The sequence below is a fragment of the Rhodococcus yunnanensis NBRC 103083 genome, from assembly GCF_001895005.1.
Taxonomy (GTDB): domain Bacteria; phylum Actinomycetota; class Actinomycetes; order Mycobacteriales; family Mycobacteriaceae; genus Rhodococcoides; species Rhodococcoides yunnanense.
The window spans coordinates 163707-187445 of the sequence record NZ_BCXH01000010.1 but is presented as its reverse complement, the minus strand read 5'-3'; the positions used below and the strand labels follow the sequence as shown (position 1 = coordinate 187445).

The window sequence follows — 23739 nt, the reverse complement described above, 5'->3', positions numbered from 1 at the left end:
CCGACAGTGCGAGGAGCCTCAGGCGGCCGAGGAGTGCTCCTTCGCCTTCCACCAGGCGATCGTGGCGGCGGCTCCGGCCTCGAGGGGCGTCGGATGAATGCCGAGAATCTTCTCGCTCCGGCTGCTGTCGAGTCGGAACGGGTACTGGAACTGGTACAGAGTGTCGCCGAGTTCCTTGATCGGTCCCGGTGCAATGCCCAGTGTGCGCATCATCCAGACCGGAAGTACGCCGACCTTGGGTGTCTCCACTCCTGCTGCGCGCGAGAATATTTCGATCATCTCGCGCTGGGTGACCGCGGGCACGGTGGGTGCGTGCAGGAAGGTGTTCCACAGGGATCGGTCGGCTGCAGCGGCGATCATCGCGGCCGCGAAGTCCGGAACGTAGGTGAACGAGTGGGGTAGGTCGGCATTGGCGAGTACCCGAATGGTTTTGTGTTCCAGCACGTTCGGTACGACACGATCACCCATGTGTGCCGTGAGCACCTTCGGTCCGTAGAAGTCCGAAGCGGCGACGCTGATGGTCGGTGTTGCATGTGCGTCACGGGCTGCAAGAAGTTGGGTTCGGACACCGAGCTTGCGGTGAGTCGCATTTCGCGGAGCATCCTCCCGGATGGGTCCGTCGATCCTCCCGTACGCGTACAGACTCTCGGGGAACACCACGACGGTGCCCGCGGCGGCGTCGAGAACTCGACGTTCCATCATCGGAAGCTTCGCGCGCCACACCGTGTCCTCGTAGGCGACGTGGGTGCAGTGGTAGATGGCGGTGGCACCCTCGAATTCTGCTCGTAGGTCCCCTGTTTCGATGTCGACGCGGCGTCGTTCGATGGACGGGTGCTCCGGCCCCGAGCCGGAGCGTGTGAGTACGCGAACCGAATGACCCTGTGCAGCCAATTGTTCCGCGACGGTCCATCCGACGGGTCCTGCTCCGGTGACGACGTGCAGTTGGTTCATGATGTCTCCTCGACTCGAATGTGAGCACTGCTCTCTGTTTCTTCGAGTGTGCACCCGTTCCGACCGAAAAGCAAGAGCACTGCTCTCGCAAAGTGAGAAAGCTTCCTATGGAAAATACGGAATATAGTAGGTATGCTACAAATCATCATCGACCCACGACGCCGGGAGGCAGGGTGAATTCTTCGAGGGACGTCGTTGTCGACGTCGAGAACGTAAGAATGAGATACGGGAGCACCGATGTTCTGAAAGGCGTGTCCTTCAGGGCCCACCAGGGCGAGGTACTGGTGATGCTCGGTCCCAACGGCGCGGGCAAATCCACGACGCTCGAGATTCTCGAGGGATTTCGACTCCGTTCCGCAGGAAGGGTCGAGGTACTCGGCGTCGATCCCGCCGACGGCGACGAGGCCTGGAGGGCTCGCGTGGGAGTAGTACTGCAATCGTGGCGCGATCACGGACGGTGGAGGGTACGTGAGCTCCTCGACTACCTCGGATCTTTCTATGCGCCGTTCGGAACGTCGTGGAACGTCGGCGAGCTACTCGAACTCGTCGGGCTCACCGGACACGCGCACTCGAAGATCGCGTCGTTGTCGGGAGGGCAACGCAGGCGACTCGATGTGGCCATCGGGATCGTCGGCAAACCGGAACTGCTGTTTCTCGACGAGCCGACCGCAGGCTTCGATCCCGATGGTCGTCGTGAATTCCACGAGTTGGTACACAGATTGGCCGATCTCGAGGGAACGACCATCCTCGTCACGACGCATGATCTGGACGAAGCCGAGAAGCTGGCCGATCGCATCGTGATCCTCGCTGGAGGCGCCATCATCGCCGACGGCTCACCCGACGAGTTGTCCAGGGGTATCCCGGCCGATTCGGAGGTGCGCTGGAGTGTCGACGGTCTGCGGTCGGTCCACAGCAGCACGGAGGCAGCGAAATTCGTGCACGATCTGTACCTGCAGCACGGCGATCGCGTCGTCGATCTGGAGGTGCGCCGCGCGAGTTTGGAGGACACGTACATGATGTTGGTTCACGAACAGGAATCGCCGGACAGCGCACCGACATTGGAAGTGATGACACGATGAATGCCAAGAGCGTAGCCGTCCGGTCCGGCCTTCGGCGTACGAGAATCGAAGTGCGGCAGATGTTCACGGACCCGCAAGGTCTCGCCGCCGTGTTTCTGTTCCCCGCCCTGATCATGGTCGCGCTGTTCTTCATGCGGAACGGATCGTTTCAGGACACGAACTACAGCTTGGCGGTTCTCGCCCTGCCAGGGGTCATGGGAACGATCATCTTCTTCAACGGTGTCTACACCATCGGCGAAGCCATCGTGCTCGACCGCGAGGACGGGACTCTCCTTCGCGCCAAGGCTACTCCGAACGGAATGATCGGATACTTCATCGGACGAGTCGGCAGCAACGCCGTGACGGTGACGGTCCAGGTGATTGCGATACTGGTCGCGGGCGCGATCATCGTCGGGGGTGTCTCGCTCGGCAGCATCGGATCCTGGTTCACGTTGGTCTGGGTCGTGCTGCTCGGTCTGCTCGCCACGCTGCCGCTCGGCGCCGTGCTCGGTGCGTTGGTGGGCACTGCCCGTGCCTTGTTCTTCGTGACCATGCCGTTGATGGTCGTCGTCGGTATCTCCGGGATCTTCTACCCCATCACCGCGTTGCCCGGCTGGTTGCAGGACGTGGCGCAGGTACTCCCGTGCTACTGGCTCGGTCTCGGGTTGCGGTCGGCGTTGCTGCCGCCCGATGCGGTCGTCGTCGAACTCGATCAGTCGTGGCGGCACCTCGAGACCGCAGCTGCACTCGGTGCCTGGGCAATCGTCGGTCTGGTCGCGGCCCCGATAGTGTTGTCTCGCATGGCCCGAAACGAGTCCGGCAGCAAGGTGGACGAACGACGAGACAGGGCACTGGCACGTGCCTACTGAAGTCATCTACAACCGCATCGCGATGTTGCGCGCGGAACGCCAGATCTCGCGGCGGGATTTGGCGGACGCGTTGGGTGTCCACTATCAAACGGTCGGATACCTCGAGCGCGGCGAATACAGTCCCAGCCTTCACCTGGCTCTGCGGATCGCGGCGTACTTCGAGGTTCCGGTCGAGGTCATCTTCTCGATCGATCCGCATCCGCGACTCGGATCAAGCGAGTCCACGGCGTGACCGCGGCGATCCGGCTCGCCGATAGTGTGTCTCCCATGTCCACCACCCCCCGCGAACGCGCCAGGGCTCAGACTCTTCTCGACATCACTCGAATCGGCCGCGAGCATCTGGCCGCCGACGGGGCCGCGGCGTTGTCGCTGCGGGCGGTTGCACGGGATCTCGGCGTCGTGTCGTCGGCTGTCTATCGCTATGTCAAGAGCCGGGACGAGCTGCTGACGCTGCTCGTCGTCGACGCGTACACCCAGCTGGGAGACGAGGTCGATGCAGCGGTCGATGCAGCCGACGGGCCCGTCGAGAAGTTCCTCACGCTCGGGCGGACGGTCAGGTCATGGGGTCTGCGTGAGCCCGCCGGATACGCGCTGCTGTTCGGCAGTCCGGTTCCCGGGTATCACGCGCCGGCCGAACAGACGACCGGACCGGGCACGCGGGTGATCGTGAAACTGGTGCAGATCTTCGACGAGGCCTGGCGCGAGGACAGACTCGTGGCACGAACCACTCCGGCGTCCCTGTCCGGACTGCACGGAGACTTCTCGGACATTCGTAACGAAATGGGCACGGACATGTCCGACGACGCGTTGGCCCGGGGAGTCACGGTGTGGGCGTCGCTGTTCGGCGCGGTCAGCTTCGATGTCTTCGACCAGTACGGATCCGACACGTTCGGGGCCAGAGACCAGATCTTCGAGTACCAGCTCGCCCTTTTCGTCGAACTCGCCGGGCTGACCTGAGTCACGACTCGTCCGATCCCTTGCGTCACATCGGGTAGTACGCGGTGCCACAATGTTGTCATGGCGGCGCATGCGGAGGAACCCGAGGACCGGACGGCATCCGCCGATCAGGCGGTACGCCCGGGAAGTTTGTTGGTGTCGTCGATCGAACTCGTCGAGCCGACGTTCAGACGGACGGTCGTGTACGTCATCGAGCACAACGACGCAGGCAGCCTGGGCGTCGTCATCAATCGCCCGAGTGAGACGGCCGTGACGAACGTCCTGCCGCAGTGGAGCGAGCTGGCGGCACGGCCGAAAGCACTCTACGTCGGTGGTCCGGTCAAGCGGGACTCGGCGCTGTGCCTGGCGACGGTGCGGACCGGCGTTCAGGTCGACGGTGTGCCCGGGCTCAGGAGGGTGGACGGGCGTGTGGTCATGGTCGATCTCGACTCGGACCCGTCGGAGATCGCACCACTCGTCGAAGGCGTGCGCATCTTTGCCGGGTACTCGGGGTGGACGCTCGGACAGCTCGACGGCGAGCTGGAGCGTGACGACTGGATGGTCGTGTCCGCACTGGCTTCCGACGTCATCGGGCCGCCGAAGGTCGACATGTGGGCTCACGTGCTGCGTCGACAGCCCATGCCGCTGGCCATGTTGGCCTCGCATCCGATCGACGTCGAACGCAACTAGTGCCCCTTCGGCGCCCGTGCGCGGGCGGTGTCAGTGCGCGAAATGTGTTGCCGTCGAATGCCCCCCGCCGGCCGCGATGGAATCCAATTGGTCGATCACCTCGCCGATCGCGATGCACAACAGCCGCCCGAGGTCCGCGCTGAACCCCTCACGGACGACGATCCGGAGCACGGCGATATCGGTGGCGTTGTCGGGCATCGTGTACGCGGGCACCTGCCAGCCGAGGGCGCGCAACTCGTGGGAGACGTCGAAGACCGTGTACGGGTGGTCCCCGGTGAGCTTGAACGAGATCACCGGAATGGCGCTGCCGTCGGTGATGACCTCGAACGCCGGGTGTTCGGCCAGGTGCCCACTGACTCGAACTGCGGTGTCGCGCAGCGCTTCCATGATGTCGGTGTAACCGGAGCGGCCCAACCGAAGGAAGTTGTAGTACTGCCCGATGACCTGATTACCGGGGCGGGAGAAGTTCAGCGTGAACGTCGGCATGTCGCCGCCGAGATAGTTCACTCGGAACACGAGGTCCTCCGGTAGATCCTCCCGTGTGCGCCAGACCGCGAAACCTATTCCGGGATAAGTGAGTCCGTACTTGTGGCCGCTCGCGTTGATCGACTTCACCCGCGGCAGTCGGAAATCCCATTCGAGGTGCGGCTGCAGGAACGGCACGACGAAACCGCCGCTGGCCGCGTCGACATGCACCGGTATGTCCGGGCCTCCGCCCGCTGCCAGTGCGTCGAGTACGTCGCAGATCTCCGAGACGGGTTCGAGTTCGCCGGTGAAGGTCGTTCCCAGAATGGCCACGACGCCGATCGTGTTCTCGTCGACGGCTTCTCGGACCTGCTCGGGTGTGATGACGTAGCGGCCCGGTTCCATCGGCAGATACCTGGGTTCGACGTCGAAGTATCGACAGAACTTCTCCCATACCACCTGAACATTGCTGCCCAGCACGAGATTCGGCCTCGAGGAATCCTCGACTCGTGCCCGCCACCGCCACTTCAGTGCAAGTCCCGCGAGCATGACGGCCTCGCTCGACCCGATGGTCGACACGCCCGTCGCACTTGCGGAATCCTCGGGATCGAGACCTGGGGCGTGGAAGAGGTCTGCCACCATGTTGACACAGCGCTCTTCGATGGACGCCGTCGCCGGGTACTCGTCCTTGTCGATCATGTTCTTGTCGAAGGTTTCCGCCATCAGCTTCTCGGCCTGTGGATCCATCCACGTGGTGACGAACGTGGCCAGATTGAGGCGGGATGAACCGTCGAGCATCAGTTCGTCGTGAATGAAGCGGTAGGCGGCTTCCGGGTCGAGTTGCTCGTCGGGCAGTCGGAGGGCGGGCACCGGGTTCGTCGCGATTCGTCCGGTGTACGCCGCGGAGATCACGCCGTCGGGATGCTTTCTGTGAACCACGTGTTCCTCCAGGTCAAAGGGCTAGGCCCCCAGGTCGAAGGGCTAGGCCTGGCCGACGCTAGTCGCGCAGTGCAGGCTCCGCATCACCCACGACGTGCGAAACGTGCGCGCGTGCGTATCGCTGCGCGAGCACGGCACACACCATCAGTTGAATCTGATGGAACAGAAGCAACGGCAGCACGATCAGTCCGACGGGTTGGCCCGCGAACAGCACCGAGGCCATCGGCAGTCCGCTGGCGAGGCTCTTCTTCGATCCACAGAAGACGAGCACGATTCGATCTGCCAGCGGCAAGCCCATGGCCCTGCCGATGAAGTAGGTGAGCGCGAGAACGAGCGCGAGGATGAAGATGCACGTGAGAACCACCGCGACGATCTGCCACACCGACACCGACGACCACACGTGCTGGTTCATGGATTCGCTGAACGCGGCGTAGACGACGAGAAGAATCGAACCGCGGTCGACGACCTTGGTCGGGGTGGTGTGCCTCGACAACCATCCGGTGACGAGTGGGCGTATCAGCTGTCCCAGGAGAAACGGAAGAAGCAGCTGCACGGCGATGTTCACGATCGACGACGCGTCCACGTGGGCGTCGCCGGAGGTGTTCATCAGCAGAATCACGAGGAACGGAGTGACGAAGACACCCACGATGTTGGAGAACGATGCGCTGACGACGGCACCGGCGACGTTCCCCTTGGCGATGGAGGTGAACGCGATCGACGACTGCACCGTCGACGGAACGAGGCACAGGAACAGAATGCCGGTGTAGAGATCCTGGGTCAGGATCGTCGGCTCCAGTATGCGCAGAGCCAGTCCGATCAGCGGGAACAGCACGTAGGTCGTCGCGAGAACGACCGAGTGCAACCGCCAGTGCTTGACCCCCTCCCACGCCTCCTGGGGTGACAACCGGGCGCCGTAGATGAGGAAGAGAAGTCCGATGGCGATCTTGGTGGCCCATCCGAGCACGGTCTCGGCGGTGCCGGTGGCGGGGAGGACACTCGCCAGCGCGGCCACCGCGATGATGCCGAGAACGAACCCGTCCGGGCGTGCCTGTCGGAGAAGATTCACTCTGCTCACGATATCGGCCGACAATTGATCACGAAAGTTGATGCAGACGTTTACTGCAATCGTGAATCGTGATAGATATCGGGGATGCTCCTGGACCCCGTGCTGCTGAGGACGTTCCTCGCAGTCGAACGTGAAGGTGGCTTCACCGCGGGGGGCGAGCGTCTCGGACTGCGTCAGTCGACCGTGAGCGGACACATCACCCGGCTCGAGAAGGCCGTCGGGCGTGAGCTGTTCCTGCGGGACACCCGAAACATGGAACTGACGGCCGACGGCGCGGCGATGGTCGGGTTCGCGCGTTCGATTCTCGACGCCAACGCCGAGGCGGAGCACTATTTCGCAGGTGCACCGCTGTCCGGACGCCTACGACTCGGCGTCTCCGACGACCTCGTCGGGACCGAACTGCCCCGGATTCTGTTCGACTTCCGGCAGGCGCACCCCGGCATCGATCTCGAACTCAGTGTCGGGCTCAGCGAACCGTTGCGGGCGAAGTTCGACGCGGGTGAACTGGACATGGTCTTCGGCAAGAGGCGACCAGGTCAAACTCATGGTGACCTGGTGTGGAGTGATCGTCTCGTGTGGGCGGGCACTCTGGGAGCCAAGGTCGACGACGGGGTTGTGCCGTTCGTGACGTATCCCCCACCCAGCATCACCCGCAGCTGCGCGCTGGCAGCATTGGATCGGGCGGGGCGTGGGTGGCGGATCACGTGCGTCACCGACAGTGAACTCGGTCTGCGAGCCGCGGCGCACGCAGGCCTCGGGTTTCTGGTTCACGCCGAATCCACGCTGCCTGCCGGTCTCGTCGCCGTCGAGGGGCAGGGGCTGCCGGATCCGGGTGACATCGAGTTCGTGCTGATCTCGCGGACGGGTTCCGGTACTCCCCGTGCGGCCCTGCGTGATGCGATCATGCGCCGACTCCGGCATTGAGAGATCCGGCCTTGAGAGGTCGGGCACTGAGAGATCCGGCCCTGAGAGATCCGGCGCTGGGGGATCGCTTGGAAGGCTCGGTTGTTGTGAGCGCCTCCAACGTGGACGGCGGACATACGCTCGGTTGTCCAGAGATTGCGAAACACGATGGGCAAACGCCGCACCGACTTCTAATGTTCGATGCGGCTCGGCGACCAGCATCGACGCGGTGCCACTTGCAGCGAAGGATTCGGGGCAACCGACGACGCTGAAATCGATGCAGCAACGGCAACTCTCGCGTCTCGACGGGGTTGTCCGATGAACGAAAGCGAACGGCCTATGTCGATCAAGCATTCCAGAGTTCGTCGCAGAGCCAGAAGCACGACCACCATTGCCGCGCTCTCGGCCGCGATCGTGTTCGCAGGTCTCGGAGTAGCCTCTGCACAACCCGCGACGGAGCCTGCGCCTCCGGCGACCGTGACCGCCGACGGCACCGAAGTGGTTCCAGCCGAGGGCAGCGAAGCGCAGCGACCCAAGGCGGAGGATCAGGGCATCGAGCGGCCCAGCATCGCCGATGTACCGGTCGAGGTCAGCAGCACCTACGATCCCGAGAAGGAGACCGTCGGATACGGGCCTGTCCAGAAGAATTTCCTCGCTGGATTCCTCTACAACATCGTCCACCCCGACGTGGCTCCGCAGGGCGCCAACGACTGGAGCTGCAAGCCCACCGATGCTCATCCCAATCCTGTTGTGCTGCTGCACGGAACGTGGGAGAACGCGTACAACAACTTTGCACGGATCTCGCCGGCACTGAAGGACGCCGGATACTGCGTGTTCGTCCTCAACTACGGTGATCAGGATTCCAGCGGGTTGGGTCACGTCAAGTCCGTCCGCGGTACCGGTCCGATCGCGGACAGCGCGAAGGAGATCGCGACTTACATCGATGCCGTACGCGCCCGCACCGGCGCTGCCAAGGTCGACATCGTCGGCCACTCGCAAGGTGGGCTGGTGACTCGTCAGTACCTGCGCTTCGAAGGCGGCGCCAACCCGTCCGATCCGAGCAAGAACAAGGTCGGCAAAGTAGTGAGCGTGTCCGGGTCGAACCACGGCACCACGCTCGTCGGGATCGGAACTCTCGGCCGGACCATCAACAATCTCGGCCTGAACGTCCTCGGTGTCGTCGGGGCCATCGCAGGACCTGCCGCGTCCGATCAGGTCATCGATTCGCCCCTCGTCAAGGCTCTGGACGCAGGCGGCGACACCGATCCCGGTATCGACTACACGGTCCTCGGCACTCGATTCGACGAGGTGGTGACGCCGTACAAGACGACCTTCCTGACCGCAGGTCCCGGTGCCACTGTGAAGAACATTCTGCTGCAGGACGGTTGCGGAGTCGACTTGTCCGATCACCTGTCGATCAGCGTCTCTCCGCGCGCCATCGGAATCATCAAGAATGCACTCGACCCGCAGGGCACACCTGCCAGCGCGATCCCGTGCGTCTGGAACGGACCGGTGACCGGAGGCTGAGTCGAGAGCGAGTGAGTAGGCGCGGTCGGCCCCGTCGGGTCGGCCGCCCTTTTTCGTGTGTCCGGCCTACAGGTGCGAGGACGCGGTCCGGTTTCCGCCGTCGTACTTGGCTCGGTACATCAACGAGTCGGCGGCACGTGTGGCGCGGGTGACGATCGTCGGTGCGGCGTCCCACAGATCAGCGGGCTGCGAGATGATGGACGCCCCGACGCTGACGGTGACGGGGATCCGGTCGTCGGGCCGATGGAGCGTGTGGCCCACTTCGCCGATCCGATGATGCACACTGTCGATCGGACTGGTGAACACGACGACGAACTCCTCTCCGCCGGTGCGCGCTACGACCCCGTTCCGCTCGAACAGGGCCGCCAATCGATCGGATATCAACACGATGACCTCGTCGCCGCTGTCGTGACCGTAGTGGTCGTTGACCTGTTTGAACCGATCGATGTCGATGACCAGCACGACGACGCAGTGCCCTCGGTGACGAACGCGCGCGAGAAGTTCCACAGCCGCGTCCTCGAGGCCGCGGCGGTTGAGGAGCCCGGTCAGGGGATCGACGAGAGACCTGCGCGCGTCACGCCCGATCGCCGTCCACGCGATGTGTGCGAGCAGTGGAACACCGGTGACTGCCGCCAGCACGACCAATCCGGCCGCAAGGACGCTCGCCACGTCCTCGGTGCTGTCGAAACAGCCGCGGATGGTGGTGAAACCGATGAACGCGGCGCACCAGAGCAGGTGTGCGATCAGCAGACGCTGGCTGAGGAAGTACGTGCACAGGGCACCGGTCATCGCGAAGAGGCTGCAGCCGATGAGAGCGCCGAACGGTTCGTACAGCACCAGGACCGAGCTCAGTCCGAGGTCACCGAAGATCGCGAACGCAATGAAATCTCTGCGGGTGGGAAGCGGCCCGAAGAACCACCGGAGAGCAACCGCGATCTGAACCAGCAGGACCAACCCGACCCAGGCCTGCGAACCGAACCCTTGCGGACCGTGAGCACTGAACAGCATGAGAATGGACGCGACAGCGAACAGCAGCGTTGCCGCACCGAACACATTCTGAGCAGGGCGCTGCAGAGCACGCGTGGAGCGGTGACGCACTATCCATTCGTAGTCGAACGGCTGATGAAACCACTCTCGCAGCGCGTTTCGTGCACTGCGATCAAGGGGTTTGCGGTGGCCGGCATGCCGACCGCGGCTCGATTCACCTCCGCCTGACGATCGCGTCTCGTTCGTACGAGCCTCCAGCCATCTCCTATTGATTGAAAGCGATCCTAATTGATAAAAACGGCGATCGGTTTGTTTTGACGATCCGGTATTCGACTCATCGAGCTCATCGGACGGAGGCCAACGAGTTCAGTGCCCCGGCGATGCGTTCGGCGTGTTCGGTCGTGATGGTCAACCGATCTCCGTTGGCGAATGTCACGAAGACTGCGGGTCCCTTGGCCGTCGCAACCGCAAAATTACCCCGGCCTTTCACCCGTAAACCCCAGCCGCCGAAGTCCTCGAATGGATTCACCTCTCGCACCGAGGCGCCGGTGACCTCCTCGAGCGCGTAGTCGAAGGCGGCCATGCCAAGACTTCGGACGTGGATACCCTTCCGGTCGACGACGAGCTCGTAGCGCATGATCGACACCGGAAGCACCGCAAGCGGCAGGAATATCGCGACCGGCCACCACGACTGGGAGAGCCAGCACGTCAGCGCGGCGGCAGCGGCGAGAACGGTGAACAACACCGCGATCGCGACGCGTCCGGCGCCGAGAGGTTCGATGATCGGCAGGTCGATGTCCGCCCTCGGGAACGAGGCAGGTGGTGGCTCGTCGGCTACGACGCGGTCGCGATAGTCGTTGAGCAGTGCCGCACCGAGAAGTCCGACGGCAAATCCCACGGCTGTGCCCGCAGCCAGCGCCCACCCGGGGATCTCGACGGCGGTCACGTCCGTGACATCGAGCTGGCGGGACATGATCGCGATCTGCAACACCACGATCAGCCCGACGACGGTCAGGCCGATCATCAGCATCGTTCGGCGCATGATCAGCAGTGCGTGTGCGAGCGAGGCGACGGCACTGCATCCGCCGCCGACGAGAACGATGACCACTGCGAGAGTCCACGAGCTCGTGATCGGGCTGGTGAACCCATCAGGGTCGGTACCGCTCCAGTGCGTCGCGATCTGCTCGGGCAACCGAGACCGCCATACATGGGTGAGGATCACTCCGAACGCTGCAGCAGCAATCGGAATCACGACGCCGAAGACCACTCCGGCCGGGTCGAACGTCCTCGATCTCATCCCTGGTCAGCTCGGCGCGCAGGCATCCTTCAGGCTGCACGAGATGCAGGAGTGGCCGCATCCGTCGGCCTCTTCGACCGGCAGGGCCGCAGCAGTGCGTGCCCCGATCGATCCGCCAACGGCCGCGGTGACGAAGGCTGCGACGACACACGCGGCAGCGGCGATGATCGCGAACGCGCCACTGAGCATCAGGCCAGCAGCTCCGCCGATGAGCAAGAGCAACGCCGCGGCGGCGCTGGTGGGGGCGGCGACCTTGTTGGCCGTGGTGAACGCGGCGTCGTCGCGCATGGATTCGGCAGTACGCACACCGGCCCACCGATTGCGTGGAAGTTTGCCCGTGAGGCTCATGACGGCGACTGCGCCGACGACGAGGGCGAGCACGAACATGAGTATGGACACGACGATCACTTCGCCAGGATACGGCTCTTTCCGGTCCATGTATCAGGCGGCCCGACTAGCCGCGAGTGGAGCATGCCGAAATGACCCGATTACCCTGACGCGTGTGACCGATCCAGCCAAAACGCCTTCCGAGTCCGTCCCCGAGCACCGTTATACCGCGGACGTGGCCGGGCGCATCGAGCAGCAGTGGCAAGACCTGTGGGACGAGCAAGGCACCTTCGATGCCCCCAATCCGGTCGGGCCGCTGGCTGGTGAGGTGCCGAAGGACAAGTTGTTCGTGCAGGATATGTTCCCGTACCCGTCGGGCAGCGGTCTGCATGTAGGTCATCCGCTCGGTTACATCGCGACGGACGTGTTCGCGCGTTTCCACCGCATGCACGGGCGCAACGTTCTCCATGCACTCGGTTACGACGCGTTCGGCTTGCCGGCCGAGCAGTACGCCGTCCAGACCGGAACACACCCGCGTTCGACGACCGAGGCGAACATCGCGAACATGCGTCGCCAGTTGCGCCGGCTGGGGCTCGGGCATGATCGGCGGCGGTCTCTCGCGACGACGGACGTCGATTTCTACCACTGGACGCAGTGGATCTTCCTGCAGATCTACGGCGCCTGGTACGACGTCTCGGCCGGCAAGGCACGCCCGATTTCGGAGCTGGAAGCAGAGTTTTCTGCTGGAACTCGGGAGTTGGACGGTGGACGTTCCTGGGGCGCGCTGACGGCCTCCGAGAAAGCCGGCGTGCTCGACGGCTTTCGCCTCGTCTACGAATCCAACTCGATGGTCAACTGGTGCCCCGGGCTCGGCACCGTGCTCGCCAACGAGGAGGTCACCGCAGACGGCCGTAGCGATCGCGGCAACTTCCCGGTGTTCCGAAAGAACCTGCGGCAGTGGATGATGCGCATCACCGCGTACTCCGATCGCCTCATCGACGATCTCGAATACCTGGACTGGCCGGACAAGGTCAAGACCATGCAGCGCAACTGGATCGGCCGATCGCGCGGCGCGCAGGTGTCCTTCTCCGGAATCGAGGTGTTCACGACGCGGCCGGACACGCTGTTCGGTGCCAGTTACGTCGTGCTCGCCCCCGAACACGATCTGGTCGGCGGCCTGGTTGCCGCCGAGTGGCCCGCCGATGTTGCGTCGTCGTGGACCGGTGGCGCGGCGACACCCGCGGAAGCCGTTGCGGCATACCGGGCCTCGATCGCGGCGAAGTCCGATCTCGAGCGCCAGGAGAACAAGGAGAAGACAGGCGTCTTCACCGGTTCCTACGCTGCCAATCCGGTGAACGGTGAGCAGGTGCCGGTGTTCATCGCCGACTACGTGCTCACCGGATATGGAACCGGCGCCATCATGGCCGTACCTGGTCACGATCAGCGTGACTGGGAGTTCGCGACGAAGTACGAACTTCCTGTCCGCGAAGTGATTTCCGGAGGAGACGTCACCGAGGCCGCATACACCGGCGAGGGCGCACTGGTGAACTCCGGCTACCTCGACGGGCTGCCGATCGACGAGGCCAAGGCCACGGTCATCGCTCGGCTGGAGGCCGACGGCAAGGGGCGCGGCACCATTCAGTACAAGCTGCGCGACTGGCTGTTCGCGCGCCAGCGATACTGGGGCGAGCCGTTCCCGATCGTCTACGACGCGGACGGCAACGCACACGCATTGCCGGAATCGGTTCTTCCCGTGGAACTTCCCGAGGTCGAGGACTACGCACCGGTCTCCTTCGATCCCGACGACGCGAGCTCCGAGCCGTCGCCGCCGCTGGCCAAGGCGTCGGACTGGGTGAACGTGGAACTCGATCTCGGGGACGGCCCGCAGATCTATCGCCGCGACACCAACGTCATGCCGCAGTGGGCAGGCTCGTCGTGGTACCAGCTGCGCTACATCGATCCGACGAACTCCGAGACGTTCGCCGACCCCGAGAACGAGAAGTACTGGGTCGGGCCGCGTCCCGAGATCCACGGGCCGAACGATCCAGGCGGCGTCGATCTCTACGTCGGCGGCGTCGAGCATGCAGTTCTGCACCTGCTGTACTCGCGGTTCTGGCACAAGGTCCTGTTCGACCTGGGGCACGTCAGCGGAAGCGAGCCGTACCGTCGCCTGTACAACCAGGGCTACATCCAGGCGTACGCGTTCACCGACGCGCGTGGGGTCTACGTGCCGGCGGACGAGGTCGAAGAACGCGACGGCGGGTGGTTCTACCAGGGCGAACCCGTCAACCGCGAGTACGGGAAGATGGGTAAATCCCTGAAGAACTCCGTCTCCCCCGACGACATCTTCGCCGAGTACGGCGCCGACACTCTGCGGTTCTACGAAATGTCGATGGGCCCGCTGGACACCTCCCGGCCCTGGGCGACGAAAGACGTCGTCGGCGCGCAGCGATTCCTGCAGCGTGTGTGGCGTCTGGTGCTCGACGAGGAAACCGGCGAGGTACGCGTCACCGATGCGAAGCCGACCGAGGGCACACTGCGCATCCTGAACCGTGTCATCGACGGCGTCGAAGCGGATTACACTGCGCTGCGCGACAACACGGCCGGGGCCAAGCTCATCGAGCTGACCAACCACCTCACCAAGGAGTACCCGGACGGCGCCCCGCGCGGGGTCGTCGAGCCGCTGATCCTGATGCTCGCGCCCATGGCTCCGCACCTGTCCGAGGAACTGTGGAAGCTCCTCGGTCATTCGTCCTCGCTCGCACACGGACCGTTCCCGCGGGCCGACCAGAAGTGGCTCGTCGCCGATACCGTCGACTACCCCATCCAGTTCAACGGCAAAGTGCGGAGCCGCATCACGGTGCCCGCGGATGCCTCGGGCTCGGACGTCGAGAAGGCCGCTCTGGCGGACGAGAAGATCGCAGCTCTCCTGGACGGCCAGGTGCCCGCCAAGGTCATCGTCATCCCGGGCCGGATGGTCAACATCGTCCTGAAGTAGCGGGTCCCGCTCCCCCGCCCCCGCACCGCCCCCCAGCCCACGCAAATGCACGTGCGTTTGTGTGGGTGGGGGTGTGTCGGGCTGGTGTGTCGCGCAAATGCGTGTGCGTTTGTGTGGGTGGGGGTGTGTTGGGCTGGTGTGTCGCGCAAATGCGTGTGCGTTTGTGTGGGTGGGGGTGTGTCGGGCTGGTGTGTCGCGCAAATGCGTGTGCGTTTGCGCGGGTGGGGGGGGCCGAGGGTTCGCCTCATCCTTTTAGTATGAGAAACAACAGGTGAGGGTTCGAGATGAGCTTTAATTCATTTCATGTCACGGGTTGGTAAAGGTCTTGTCGTCGCTCTGATTTCTTTCGTTGTCTGTACCAGCGCGTATGTTGCTCAGGCAGATCCCGGCCCAGGCTCGCCGATTCCGGCGAACGACCCGTTCTACAGCTGGGACGGCTCGCTCGACGTCTCCCCCGGCACCGTATTGAGATCACGGCCGATGACGTTCGCGACGCCGACCCAGACCACGCCGATCAAGGGCGATCAGGTTCTGTATCGGACCACCGATCAGCAGGGTGACGGTGTTGTGACTGTCGCGACGGTGCTGAGGCCTCTGATCCCCGGGCCGACGAAGATCGTGTCCTATCACATGGCCTACGACGCCCTCGGTTCTCAGTGCGACCCGTCGTACACGCTCAGCGGAGGCGCGACCAGCCCCATCGCAGGTGCCGAACAGGCTGTCATCGCGGGATATCTCGCGGCTGGATACACCGTCGTCGCACCGGATTACGAGGGTGAAGACCTCGAGTGGACGATCGGTCGTCAGTCCGGGTACGCCGCGCTCGACGGGGTCCGTGCGGCACAGTCGTTCCTGCAGGTGCCGTCGTCGACGCCGGTCGGGATGATCGGTTACTCGGGAGGATCCGTTCCGACCCAGTGGGGTGCAGAGGTGGCACCGCAGTACGCACCTGAACTGAACATCGTCGGTGTCGCGGCGGGCGGGCTGCCTGTGGACCTCGCTCACAATCTGCCCTACGTCAGCGGCAGCGCACAGTGGGCCGGGGTGATCCCGGCGCTCATCGTCGCATACCAGCGTGCCTATGGTCTTGACACGAGTACGTTCTTGTCCGAGTACGGCGCCCAGGTGATCGACCAGGTGGATCAGGAGTGCATCGCCCAGTTCGCGGACGACTATCCCACGCTGACCGATGCGTCGATGGTCAAGGCGCCGTACACGTCGCTGCTCGACGTGCCGGAGGTCGTGGCAGCGATCGACGACAACATCATGGGTAGCCAAGGGACACCGACGATCCCGTTGTTCTTGGCCGTCGGACATGCCGACCCGATCGGCGACACCGTCATGATCACCGCCGACGTCGAAGGTCTCGCTCATGAGTACTGCGGCCGGGGCGTCGACGTCCAGTATTCGCAGTACGACGGGCTGACACACGGAGAAGCGTTCCCGCCCTTCGAGGCTCAGGGCCTGCAGTTCTTGACCGAGCGGTTCGCGGGAGGCCCGACGCACAGCAACTGTGCCGTCATCGGGCCCGGTAACAGTCTGGCGCCCACGCCGATTCCGTGATGCGCACGGGTGGGTCAGAGAACCGTCGCCAGGACACCCCCGTCGACGCGGATCGCCGCGCCATTGGTGGCCGACGCGATAGGACTCGCGAGGAACGTGACCATGTTCGCGATTTCGTCCGGCTCGATGAACCTCTGCAACAACGACGTCGGATTCGTGCCCATGATCGCTGCCTTCATCTCGTCCGCGGTGAGGGATTGCGCGTCGGCGAGCGCCTCGACCGTCCGCGCGACGCCGTCCGAGTACGTGGGCCCGCCCAACACTGAATTCACCGTGACGCCAGTGCCTTTGGTGAGCTTGGCGAGGCCGTTTCCGAGCGAGAGCATGGCCGTCTTGGTCGTTCCGTAGTGAATCATCTCGGCTGGTACGTCGACGCCGGACTCACTGCTGACGAATACGATTCGGCCCCAGTCTCGATCCAGCATCGCGGGCATGAGTGCTCGAGCGAGTCGTACCCCGCTCATGACGTTGACCTCGAAGTACCGCTGCCAGTCGTCGTCGGTGATCTGGTCGAACGACTTCAGCTCGAACAGTCCGACATTGTTGACGAGAATATCGACGTCGGCGAGCCTGTCGCACAAGCTCGAGACGTCGCCGACGTCCGAGAAGTCGGCCGCGATTCCGTCGACGGTTGCGCCGTTCCTGCGCAATGACTCGACGGCACCGGACACCCTGACCGGATCGCGGCCGTTGATGGTCACGGCGACGCCTTCGGCCGCCAAGCGTGTGGCGATGGCGTAGCCGATCCCCTGGGTGGAACCGCTGACGAATGCCGATTTGCCGGTGAGTTTCAGATCCATTCCCAGATGGTCGCGCACACCGATCAGCGCCCGATCAGCGCGAACTAGAATGGCGACGGTGAGCGAGCTGCGAATCCGCGTCCTCGGCCAGGTCGAAGCGGAGATCGATGGAGTGAGACTGGCTCTGTCTAAGCCGCGGCATCGCGAGATTCTCGCGCTTCTGGTGGTGGGACGCGGACGAGCGGTGTCGACGACCCGATTGATCGACGACCTGTGGGAGGACGCCCCGGCCGGAGCACTGGGGTCTGTTCGTACCTTCATCGGTGAGCTCAGAAGAATTCTGGAACCGAGCCGTCCAGCGCGCACACCCCCGACTGTTCTCGTGACGCGCGGTGCCGGTTACGCGCTCGAGCAGTGCAGCGTCGATCTGTGGCGTGTGGAGGCCGGGTCCGAGACTGCGTTGGATGCGTGGCGCGGGACAGCGTTCGAAGAATTTGCGACGCGGCCATGGGCTGCCGGAGAACGTGCCAGAAATTCGGACCTTCGGGCTGGGTTGATCGAGAAACGTGCGGCAACTGCTCTGGCGCAAGGCCGTTCGCTCGACGTGATCACGCTGCTGGATGCATTCGTCGACGAACACCCGTGGCGGGAGGAGGCGTGGCGGCTGCTCGCACTCGCGCTGTATCGCGTCGGGCGACAAGCTGACGCGTTGGCGCTGTTGCGGCATGCGCGCACCACGTTCACCGACGGCGTGGGGCTCGATCCGAGCGATCGTCTCGACGAACTCGAGGTGCGCATTCTTAGGCGAGATACTGCGCTGGACGCCGATTCGACACTGATGCACACCGCTGCACAGTTGAGTCCTCGTTCCCAGCTCGAAAGTGCCACTGCTCTGGTTCCTGTGATTGCTTTGTCGGGTTCCGTTGGAGCGGCGACAACAGAACGACTCGCGACCATCGCGACCGCAGAACAGCTGGGTGATCCGGAGCTGACCGCTCGCGTGATCGTCGGCTACGACGTACCGGGCACCTGGACTCGGTCGGACGACCCGGAGCTCTCGGCGGCGATCGTCGATGCCGCGGATCGAACACTGCACGTTCTACCATCCTCCACATCGAAGCGCGTTCGCGCGCGGCTGCTTTCCACGATCGCGATGGAATCACGCGGCGTCGGAAGTCGCCTGGCCGAGGCCGAGGAGGCAGAGCACATTGCCCGACGCCTCGGCGATCCGTCGCTGTTGTGTCTGGCGCTCAGTGCGCGGTATCTGCAGAGTTTCGAGAAGGTAGGCTCGGCGAACAGGCGGATCGAGATTGCCGATGAAATAGTCGAATTGGCCGTCGACACCGAACTGTCGACGTTCGAGATCGCCGGTCGGATCTACAGGATGCAGACACTCTGTGCACTGGATGAGGTGCCAGCAGCATCCGCGGAGGCTCGGAGAATCGACGAACTTGCCCTATGCTTCGACCGACCACTCGCCTCGGTGTTCTCGGCGTGGTTTCGCTTCACTTTCGAGGACGGACCCGAGCCCGCCGACGGAAGGGAGATGCCGGGATTCAGAACAGGATTGACGGCGCTTGCGCATCTGACGTCCGCCATCAGGAACGGAAAGCCGTTGCCGAACGGCGATTTCGGGCCGTACGAGCCGTGGGCCCGCCCGACCGCTCTCGACGACATCCCGGAACCTCCGCGCGACGTGATGGCCGAAGTGTGCTGGTGTCTGGTCGGATACGCCGCTCTGGCTGCGGGAGCTGAGAATTCGATGCGCCGAGCGTACGAGGCGCTGTTGCCTGCCGCGGAGGAACGCGCAGCCGGTAGTGGCTGCATCGACCTCGGGCCGATCGCGCCCTTGCTCGAAAAACTCGCGGCTGCATCGCTCGTGCGCGGATACTAGGTCCCGGCTCCGATTGCGCACTCATGGGTGACGCAGCGTGCAGACGAAGCCAGGCTGTCGAATGCTGCGGGGTCCCGGTGCGTGTTCGGGGGCGTCAGAAGAAACGATTGACCAACGGCCCGACGAGACCGAAAGCGGAGGCGTCGGGAACCAAATATTTGGCGACGGTTCCGCTGACGAACGCGTGCCATGCCGGTCCGCCGTCGGAGTCGGCCCCGGATACGACGAAGGCCTTGCCGACGAAGACACCGGGGAAGTACCTGCTGGCCAGCTCTTCGTTGTGGGCGGCGACGGCCAGTAGTTCCTCGGCGCGGCTGCGGTCGATGACGTCGCCCATGAGAGCCAGCAGGTTGTGCTGCGGACGGCGATCGAGCGGATTGCTGTCGACGAGGACGAGGCTGTCGACGTCGATGCCGCGTCCTTGCAGTTCGACTGCCACTGCGTGCGCGAGAAGTCCGCCGAACGATGCTCCGAGGAGGTGCAGCGGGCCACCGGTATGGACCTCGAGTATGTCGTCGGCGTAGCGGGCCGCGAGTGCTGTCAACGAGCCCAACCGCTCCCCGATCGCCTGGACTCCGAAGACGGGGCGGTCCTCGTCGATGTGTTCGACGAGTTCGGCATAGCAGCTGGTCAGGCCTTCGAGCGGGTGAATGCAGAAGACCGGTGCCTGGGTGCCGGTCGTACGGATGGGCACGATGGACGGGGTGGCGTAGGCGGTGACGGTCCGATCGGCGAACTCGGTGAAGGCCAGCTTCGAGTAATCGTTGACAACGGTCATGCTGGGCCTCCGAGGGGGGTCGAGTCGTCGTTCTGCACTGACGAATATGTCGGGCCAGTGTCCCGATGTGTTACCCACATCTCATTGCGGTCTGGTCACGGATCGGCGTGGGTCGCTCACAGCTGGATCGGTCCGAGGTCTGCGGCGGTTCGAGCGACGGCGCTGTCGACGGTAGCGCGCGCCAGACCCGCGTACTCTCACGGCGTGGTCAGTACCTGACCGAGAAGTACTCACCCGTACGGATGATTCGCGTCCGATTTCTCCGGTTCCACGACGACGGTGAATCTACGATCAGCCGGTGATCGATATCGTCCCGCGAAGGCGAGTACTGCGACTGGTCGTCGTAGTGGCGGTAGCCATTACGACCGTACTGACCAGCGGAAATACCCAAGCCTTTGCTGCCCCGGCACCCCTGAGGGTGTCGATCGTCGGCGACTCGTTCAGCGCCGGCATCGGAGCCGGTGACAGCCTGGGCTACGCGCCCATCCTGGCTGCGCGGGGATGTTGGATCTACAACCTGGTCGCGGTGTCGGGCAGCGGATACACCGCGAGCCCCGACCCGTTCGTCCGCCTGCCCCGCGTGACGAAAGCCGCGTCGACGATCCCGGACGTCATCATCATCCAAGGCAGCGGCAACGATCGCGGCGACAGCGGGTTGTTCGTCGCCGCCACGGGCCTGTATGTCGCGTTCCGAGCGATAGCGCCGCAAGCGAGGATCGTCGTCGTCGGACCGACGGGTGCTCCGAATGCCAAGCACGACAACATAAACGAGGTACGACGCCATCTCCGCGACGCGGCTTCGGTTGCCGGAGTGACCTTCGTCGACCCGCAGGCGGAGAGGTGGCTGAACGCCGCAGGCGACTACGCGCCCGACGGTATCCACCCCAACACCCGCGGTCACGCGCAGATGGCGAACCGCCTGTTCGACGACCTGACACGCCTGGGAATCCCGCGTATCGACAGTTGCTAGACCACCCAGTTCTGCAGCACGACACACACGACCGTCCCGGCAACGATGCTCAACGCCGCGTTACGTCGCCACAGATGAACTCCGACTGTGGCCGCGACACCCGCGATCTGGGGTATCCCGTGCCCGGAGCCGAGAACGTCGATCGACGACAGCGCATACATCGCCAGAATCACGACGGCGCCCAGGGGCATCCATTTCCCGATCGAGTCGAGCAGCGCGGACTGCCGTAGCCGCGATCGGACCGCGAAAGGTAGTGCCCGCAGTGCAAAAGTGATCGCCACCGCAACTCCGAGTGCCCCGGCGATGTATCCCGTCATGACCGGAGGTGCCGCACGACCAAAGCCGCGGCGAACACGCCCATCGAGACTGCCAGCATCGATCCAGGGGCGATCAGCACGCCGGTGGCTCCCGACGCGCCTGCCAGGACGAGCGTCGCCCGATTGGGATCGGCGCGGTACGCGTCGAGAGCGAGGACGACGAACAGTGCGGTGAGCACGAAGTCCAGTCCCTGCACGTCACCGAGTATCGAATGGCCGACGAGTGCGCCGAGGAACGATCCCACGACCCAGGACGCGTGCAGCCCGAATTGCGTCCACAGGATCTGGCCGCTGCGCATACGGCTCGACGCGAGTGCGAATGCCTCATCGCACAGAGCAAAGATGCTGTAGCCCTTGGCCAATCGGCCCTCGACGCGGTGAAGAGGGAACGACAGGCCGTAGAAGAGGTGGCGCGAATTGACCAGTAGCGTCGTGACGGCGATCGCCGCGATCGGTGCGGCGGCCGCCAACATCCCGATGATGATGAACTCCACCGATCCGGCGAACATGACGCCGGAAATGATGGGTGCGAGCCACCACGGAAAACCGTGCGACGTCACGAGAACGCCGAATCCTATTCCGAGCGTGAGCAAACCCACCCAGACGACGCCGGCGGACCGGGATGCGTCGACAAACGATGTCCGGAGCGGTGCGCGGACACCTTCGATCACTGTCATGGCGCAATGATAGAAAATCCGCAGCGTGAAATTATTGCCCGATCTTGCTGAAGTAGCCCTCGTTCGGCAATATACAAGTATGGATTCGGTAGACGAGCATATTTTGTTGCTCCTCCAGGAAAACGGTCGTCTGTCGAACCAGGATCTGGCGGCCCGCGTCGGGCTCACACCCGCCCCGTGCTTGCGGCGAGTCCGCAAGCTCGAGGAAGACGGTGTGATCAGGGGCTATTCGGCAATCGTCGACCGAGCGCGCATGGGCAAAGGATTCGAGGTCACCATCCACGCCGACCTCATCTCCAAGAACCTGACGACGACCCAAGCCTTCGAAGATCGGATCGCAGCCATGCCCGAGGTGGCCGAACTCCGACGGATGTTCGGCATCCCCGACTACTTCATCCGCGTTCGCGTCGCCGATCTCGCCGCATACGAGCAATGGTTGACCACACAGCTCATGGGCGACCCTGCGATCTCACGAGTGGATTCCCGCATCACGATGAAGATCATCAAGACCGACGCTCCTTGACTCACCGGATCTGTGGAAAGGTCCCGTCGCCCAAGTCCGGGTCGGGCAGAACCCCGTCGGGATCGGTCAGGACCACTCCCCGCCCGTCCAGCACCACGCGTCGCATACCCTCCAGCACCATCCGGCGTCCGACGTCGGAGAATCGGTCTACGCGGGAGACGTCGAAAAGGACTGTGCCCAAGGAGCTGTCGCGGGACAACGCGTCGAGCACCCGCTCGGCGCCACTGAACTGAACGACACCTTGCAGTTCGACGCGCACCTCGCCGTGGGCTTCCGAGATGCTGCGCAGTACGGACGATCCGTAGGGTTCGGCTTCCATGAGGTGCATGCCCATGTCGTCGGACAGTCGCTGGAACGCCTTGACGCCGCGAACGCTGTTGCCGTGCGCGTCGAGTCGCGGCGACATGACGCCGATGCCCACCTGCCCCGGAAGCGAGCCCAGAAGTCCACCTGCCACACCACTTTTCGCGGGAATGCCGACCGAAGTGAGCCAATGGCCTGCCGCGTCGTACATGCCTGCGCCTGCCATCACCGATAACGTCTGTCGCGCAATGGCTCTTGTCACGACGCGTTCACCGGTGACCGGGTGGACACCTGCGTTGGCGAGCGTCGCGCCCATGACCGACAGGTCGCGGACCGTCACGTTGATCGAGCATTGCGTCGTGTATCCCTCGACGACGGCATGGGCGTCGTCGGCGAGAATTCCGTAGTTGCGCAACATGTGTGCGATGGCGAGGTTGCGATCGGCGGTGGCCATCTCGGAGCGACAGACCGATTCGTCGACGGTCAGCTGCCGTCCGGCGAGCGTCGAGAAGAAACTCAGTGCGCGAGAAACTCTTTCGTCGACAGATCCGCCCAACATAGAATGTGTGGCGATTGCGCCTGCGTTGATCATCGGGTTCTTCGGTCGTCGCGTCTCGCCCTCGAGCGACAGTTCGTTGAACGCCTCGCCCGAGGGCTCGACACCGACGGTGTTCGCGACGGCGTCGAAGCCGCGATCGGTGAGGGCCGCCGCGTACGCGAAGGGTTTCGAGATGGACTGGATGGAGAACTCGACCTCGTCGTCACCCGCCGAGTGGGTCCGGCCGTCGACAGTGGTCACGGCGATGCCGAAGACATCGGGGTTCGCGTGGGCCAGATCGGGGATGTAGTCGGCGACGGCGCCGTCCGTGTTCTCCGACAGACTGTCCAATACTTCTTGCAGGTAATCGGGAACGGGTGACTTCACTGCAGAAATTTATCATTCACCGAGATCGAAGTTGGG

General features: G+C 63.9%; 23 protein-coding genes. 12 read left to right on the top strand and 11 right to left on the bottom strand.

The genetic code is table 11. The features are described from left to right. Window positions 1–18: 18 nt before the first annotated feature. On the bottom strand, window positions 19–951 hold the full coding sequence (locus tag RY1_RS17335) for an NAD-dependent epimerase/dehydratase family protein (RefSeq protein ID WP_072805183.1): 933 nt from the start codon (window positions 949–951) through the stop codon (window positions 19–21). A 173-nt stretch (window positions 952–1124) separates the two neighbouring features. Between RY1_RS17335 and RY1_RS17330 the strand changes: the two genes are divergently transcribed. The 5 genes from RY1_RS17330 to RY1_RS17310 are packed head-to-tail and all read left to right on the top strand — an operon-like array spanning window position 1125 to window position 4504. Beyond that, complete coding sequence (locus RY1_RS17330; RefSeq protein WP_245819721.1) at window positions 1125–2030, top strand: ABC transporter ATP-binding protein; 906 nt, start codon at window positions 1125–1127, stop codon at window positions 2028–2030. Then, window positions 2027–2878: an ABC transporter permease gene (locus RY1_RS17325; protein ID WP_084727492.1), complete on the top strand. Its 852-nt coding sequence runs from the start codon at window positions 2027–2029 to the stop codon at window positions 2876–2878. Before RY1_RS17330 ends, RY1_RS17325 begins: the two co-directional genes overlap by 4 nt. Next, window positions 2868–3110 carry a helix-turn-helix transcriptional regulator gene (locus tag RY1_RS17320; RefSeq protein ID WP_139279891.1) on the top strand — a complete coding sequence of 81 codons (243 nt, stop codon included), beginning with the start codon at window positions 2868–2870 and terminating at the stop codon, window positions 3108–3110. Before RY1_RS17325 ends, RY1_RS17320 begins: the two co-directional genes overlap by 11 nt. Window positions 3111–3145: 35 nt before the next feature. Then, window positions 3146–3835, top strand: coding sequence for a TetR/AcrR family transcriptional regulator (locus RY1_RS17315; RefSeq protein ID WP_072805261.1), 690 nt, complete (start codon window positions 3146–3148; stop codon window positions 3833–3835). 60 nt (window positions 3836–3895) lie between these two features. Continuing rightward, window positions 3896–4504, top strand: coding sequence for a YqgE/AlgH family protein (locus RY1_RS17310; protein WP_072805180.1), 609 nt, complete (start codon window positions 3896–3898; stop codon window positions 4502–4504). 30 nt (window positions 4505–4534) lie between these two features. Here the strand turns inward: RY1_RS17310 and gad are convergent, their stop codons facing one another. Both gad and RY1_RS17300 read right to left on the bottom strand, forming a co-directional pair. Next, entirely contained in the window at window positions 4535–5908 is a 1374-nt protein-coding gene (gene gad, locus RY1_RS17305; RefSeq protein WP_084727490.1) for a glutamate decarboxylase, read from the bottom strand. Window positions 5909–5966: 58 nt separating this feature from the next. Then, complete coding sequence (locus tag RY1_RS17300; protein WP_072805176.1) at window positions 5967–6974, bottom strand: bile acid:sodium symporter family protein; 1008 nt, start codon at window positions 6972–6974, stop codon at window positions 5967–5969. An 84-nt stretch (window positions 6975–7058) separates the two neighbouring features. On the opposite strand from RY1_RS17300, the gene RY1_RS17295 reads away from it, so the two are divergent. Further along, the gene (locus RY1_RS17295; protein ID WP_072805175.1) at window positions 7059–7898 is read left to right on the top strand and encodes a LysR family transcriptional regulator; all 840 of its coding nucleotides are present in this window, start codon (window positions 7059–7061) and stop codon (window positions 7896–7898) included. A gap of 297 nt (window positions 7899–8195) precedes the next feature. Then, the gene (locus tag RY1_RS17290; protein ID WP_072805259.1) at window positions 8196–9404 is read left to right on the top strand and encodes an esterase/lipase family protein; all 1209 of its coding nucleotides are present in this window, start codon (window positions 8196–8198) and stop codon (window positions 9402–9404) included. Window positions 9405–9470: 66 nt separating this feature from the next. On the opposite strand, the gene RY1_RS17285 is transcribed toward RY1_RS17290, so the two are convergent. The 3 genes from RY1_RS17285 to RY1_RS17275 all read right to left on the bottom strand — a co-directional run bounded on the left by RY1_RS17285 (window position 9471) and on the right by RY1_RS17275 (window position 12096). Beyond that, entirely contained in the window at window positions 9471–10502 is a 1032-nt protein-coding gene (locus RY1_RS17285) for a GGDEF domain-containing protein (protein ID WP_245819720.1), read from the bottom strand. Between the two features lie 232 nt (window positions 10503–10734). Continuing rightward, entirely contained in the window at window positions 10735–11688 is a 954-nt protein-coding gene (locus RY1_RS17280) for a DUF1648 domain-containing protein (RefSeq protein ID WP_072805171.1), read from the bottom strand. Between the two features lie 6 nt (window positions 11689–11694). Then, window positions 11695–12096 (bottom strand): SdpI family protein, encoded by a 402-nt coding sequence (locus tag RY1_RS17275; RefSeq protein ID WP_072805257.1) that lies wholly within the window; start codon window positions 12094–12096, stop codon window positions 11695–11697. A gap of 94 nt (window positions 12097–12190) precedes the next feature. Between RY1_RS17275 and leuS the strand changes: the two genes are divergently transcribed. Next, complete coding sequence (gene leuS, locus RY1_RS17270) at window positions 12191–15013, top strand: leucine--tRNA ligase (protein WP_245819718.1); 2823 nt, start codon at window positions 12191–12193, stop codon at window positions 15011–15013. Between the two features lie 303 nt (window positions 15014–15316). Next, window positions 15317–16576: a lipase family protein gene (locus tag RY1_RS17265; RefSeq protein ID WP_072805170.1), complete on the top strand. Its 1260-nt coding sequence runs from the start codon at window positions 15317–15319 to the stop codon at window positions 16574–16576. A gap of 14 nt (window positions 16577–16590) precedes the next feature. Here the strand turns inward: RY1_RS17265 and RY1_RS17260 are convergent, their stop codons facing one another. After that, entirely contained in the window at window positions 16591–17376 is a 786-nt protein-coding gene (locus RY1_RS17260; protein ID WP_072805168.1) for an SDR family NAD(P)-dependent oxidoreductase, read from the bottom strand. A gap of 58 nt (window positions 17377–17434) precedes the next feature. Between RY1_RS17260 and RY1_RS17255 the strand changes: the two genes are divergently transcribed. Further along, entirely contained in the window at window positions 17435–19210 is a 1776-nt protein-coding gene (locus tag RY1_RS17255; protein ID WP_072805253.1) for an AfsR/SARP family transcriptional regulator, read from the top strand. Between the two features lie 94 nt (window positions 19211–19304). Here RY1_RS17255 and RY1_RS17250 read toward each other — a convergent pair whose 3' ends face one another. Continuing rightward, window positions 19305–19988 (bottom strand): thioesterase domain-containing protein, encoded by a 684-nt coding sequence (locus RY1_RS17250; protein WP_072805166.1) that lies wholly within the window; start codon window positions 19986–19988, stop codon window positions 19305–19307. A gap of 298 nt (window positions 19989–20286) precedes the next feature. Between RY1_RS17250 and RY1_RS17240 the strand changes: the two genes are divergently transcribed. Then, window positions 20287–20958 carry an SGNH/GDSL hydrolase family protein gene (locus tag RY1_RS17240; protein WP_245819716.1) on the top strand — a complete coding sequence of 224 codons (672 nt, stop codon included), beginning with the start codon at window positions 20287–20289 and terminating at the stop codon, window positions 20956–20958. Here the strand turns inward: RY1_RS17240 and RY1_RS17235 are convergent. Together RY1_RS17235 and RY1_RS17230 are read right to left on the bottom strand one after the other, a co-directional pair. Next, window positions 20955–21275 carry a branched-chain amino acid transporter permease gene (locus RY1_RS17235; RefSeq protein ID WP_072805162.1) on the bottom strand — a complete coding sequence of 107 codons (321 nt, stop codon included), beginning with the start codon at window positions 21273–21275 and terminating at the stop codon, window positions 20955–20957. The two genes, RY1_RS17240 and RY1_RS17235, sit on opposite strands and share 4 nt — an antisense overlap. Further along, window positions 21272–21952: an AzlC family ABC transporter permease gene (locus RY1_RS17230; RefSeq protein ID WP_072805160.1), complete on the bottom strand. Its 681-nt coding sequence runs from the start codon at window positions 21950–21952 to the stop codon at window positions 21272–21274. Before RY1_RS17230 ends, RY1_RS17235 begins: the two co-directional genes overlap by 4 nt. 79 nt (window positions 21953–22031) lie before the next feature. Here RY1_RS17230 and RY1_RS17225 point away from each other — a divergent pair, with 79 nt between their 5' ends. After that, entirely contained in the window at window positions 22032–22475 is a 444-nt protein-coding gene (locus tag RY1_RS17225; protein ID WP_072805158.1) for an Lrp/AsnC family transcriptional regulator, read from the top strand. Window position 22476: 1 nt separating this feature from the next. Here the strand turns inward: RY1_RS17225 and RY1_RS17220 are convergent, their stop codons facing one another. Then, a complete protein-coding gene (locus RY1_RS17220; protein WP_072805156.1) occupies window positions 22477–23703 on the bottom strand; it encodes a glutaminase in 1227 nt (408 codons plus the stop codon). Between the last annotated feature and the right edge of the window lie 36 nt (window positions 23704–23739).

Bases quoted from the DNA above. Each gene is read 5' to 3' on its own strand.
- RY1_RS17325 (WP_084727492.1), top strand. From the start codon at position 2,027: ATGAATGCCAAGAGCGTAGCCGTCCGGTCCGGCCTTCGGCGTACGAGA.
- RY1_RS17295 (WP_072805175.1), top strand. From the start codon at position 7,059: ATGCTCCTGGACCCCGTGCTGCTGAGGACGTTCCTCGCAGTCGAACGT.
- RY1_RS17335 (WP_072805183.1), bottom strand. From the start codon at position 951: ATGAACCAACTGCACGTCGTCACCGGAGCAGGACCCGTCGGATGGACC.
- RY1_RS17315 (WP_072805261.1), top strand. From the start codon at position 3,146: ATGTCCACCACCCCCCGCGAACGCGCCAGGGCTCAGACTCTTCTCGAC.
- RY1_RS17260 (WP_072805168.1), bottom strand. From the start codon at position 17,376: ATGGATCTGAAACTCACCGGCAAATCGGCATTCGTCAGCGGTTCCACC.
- RY1_RS17235 (WP_072805162.1), bottom strand. From the start codon at position 21,275: ATGACGGGATACATCGCCGGGGCACTCGGAGTTGCGGTGGCGATCACT.
- RY1_RS17290 (WP_072805259.1), top strand. From the start codon at position 8,196: ATGAACGAAAGCGAACGGCCTATGTCGATCAAGCATTCCAGAGTTCGT.
- RY1_RS17280 (WP_072805171.1), bottom strand. From the start codon at position 11,688: ATGAGATCGAGGACGTTCGACCCGGCCGGAGTGGTCTTCGGCGTCGTG.
- RY1_RS17230 (WP_072805160.1), bottom strand. From the start codon at position 21,952: ATGACAGTGATCGAAGGTGTCCGCGCACCGCTCCGGACATCGTTTGTC.
- RY1_RS17265 (WP_072805170.1), top strand. From the start codon at position 15,317: ATGTCACGGGTTGGTAAAGGTCTTGTCGTCGCTCTGATTTCTTTCGTT.
- RY1_RS17250 (WP_072805166.1), bottom strand. From the start codon at position 19,988: ATGACCGTTGTCAACGATTACTCGAAGCTGGCCTTCACCGAGTTCGCC.
- RY1_RS17225 (WP_072805158.1), top strand. From the start codon at position 22,032: ATGGATTCGGTAGACGAGCATATTTTGTTGCTCCTCCAGGAAAACGGT.
- RY1_RS17310 (WP_072805180.1), top strand. From the start codon at position 3,896: ATGGCGGCGCATGCGGAGGAACCCGAGGACCGGACGGCATCCGCCGAT.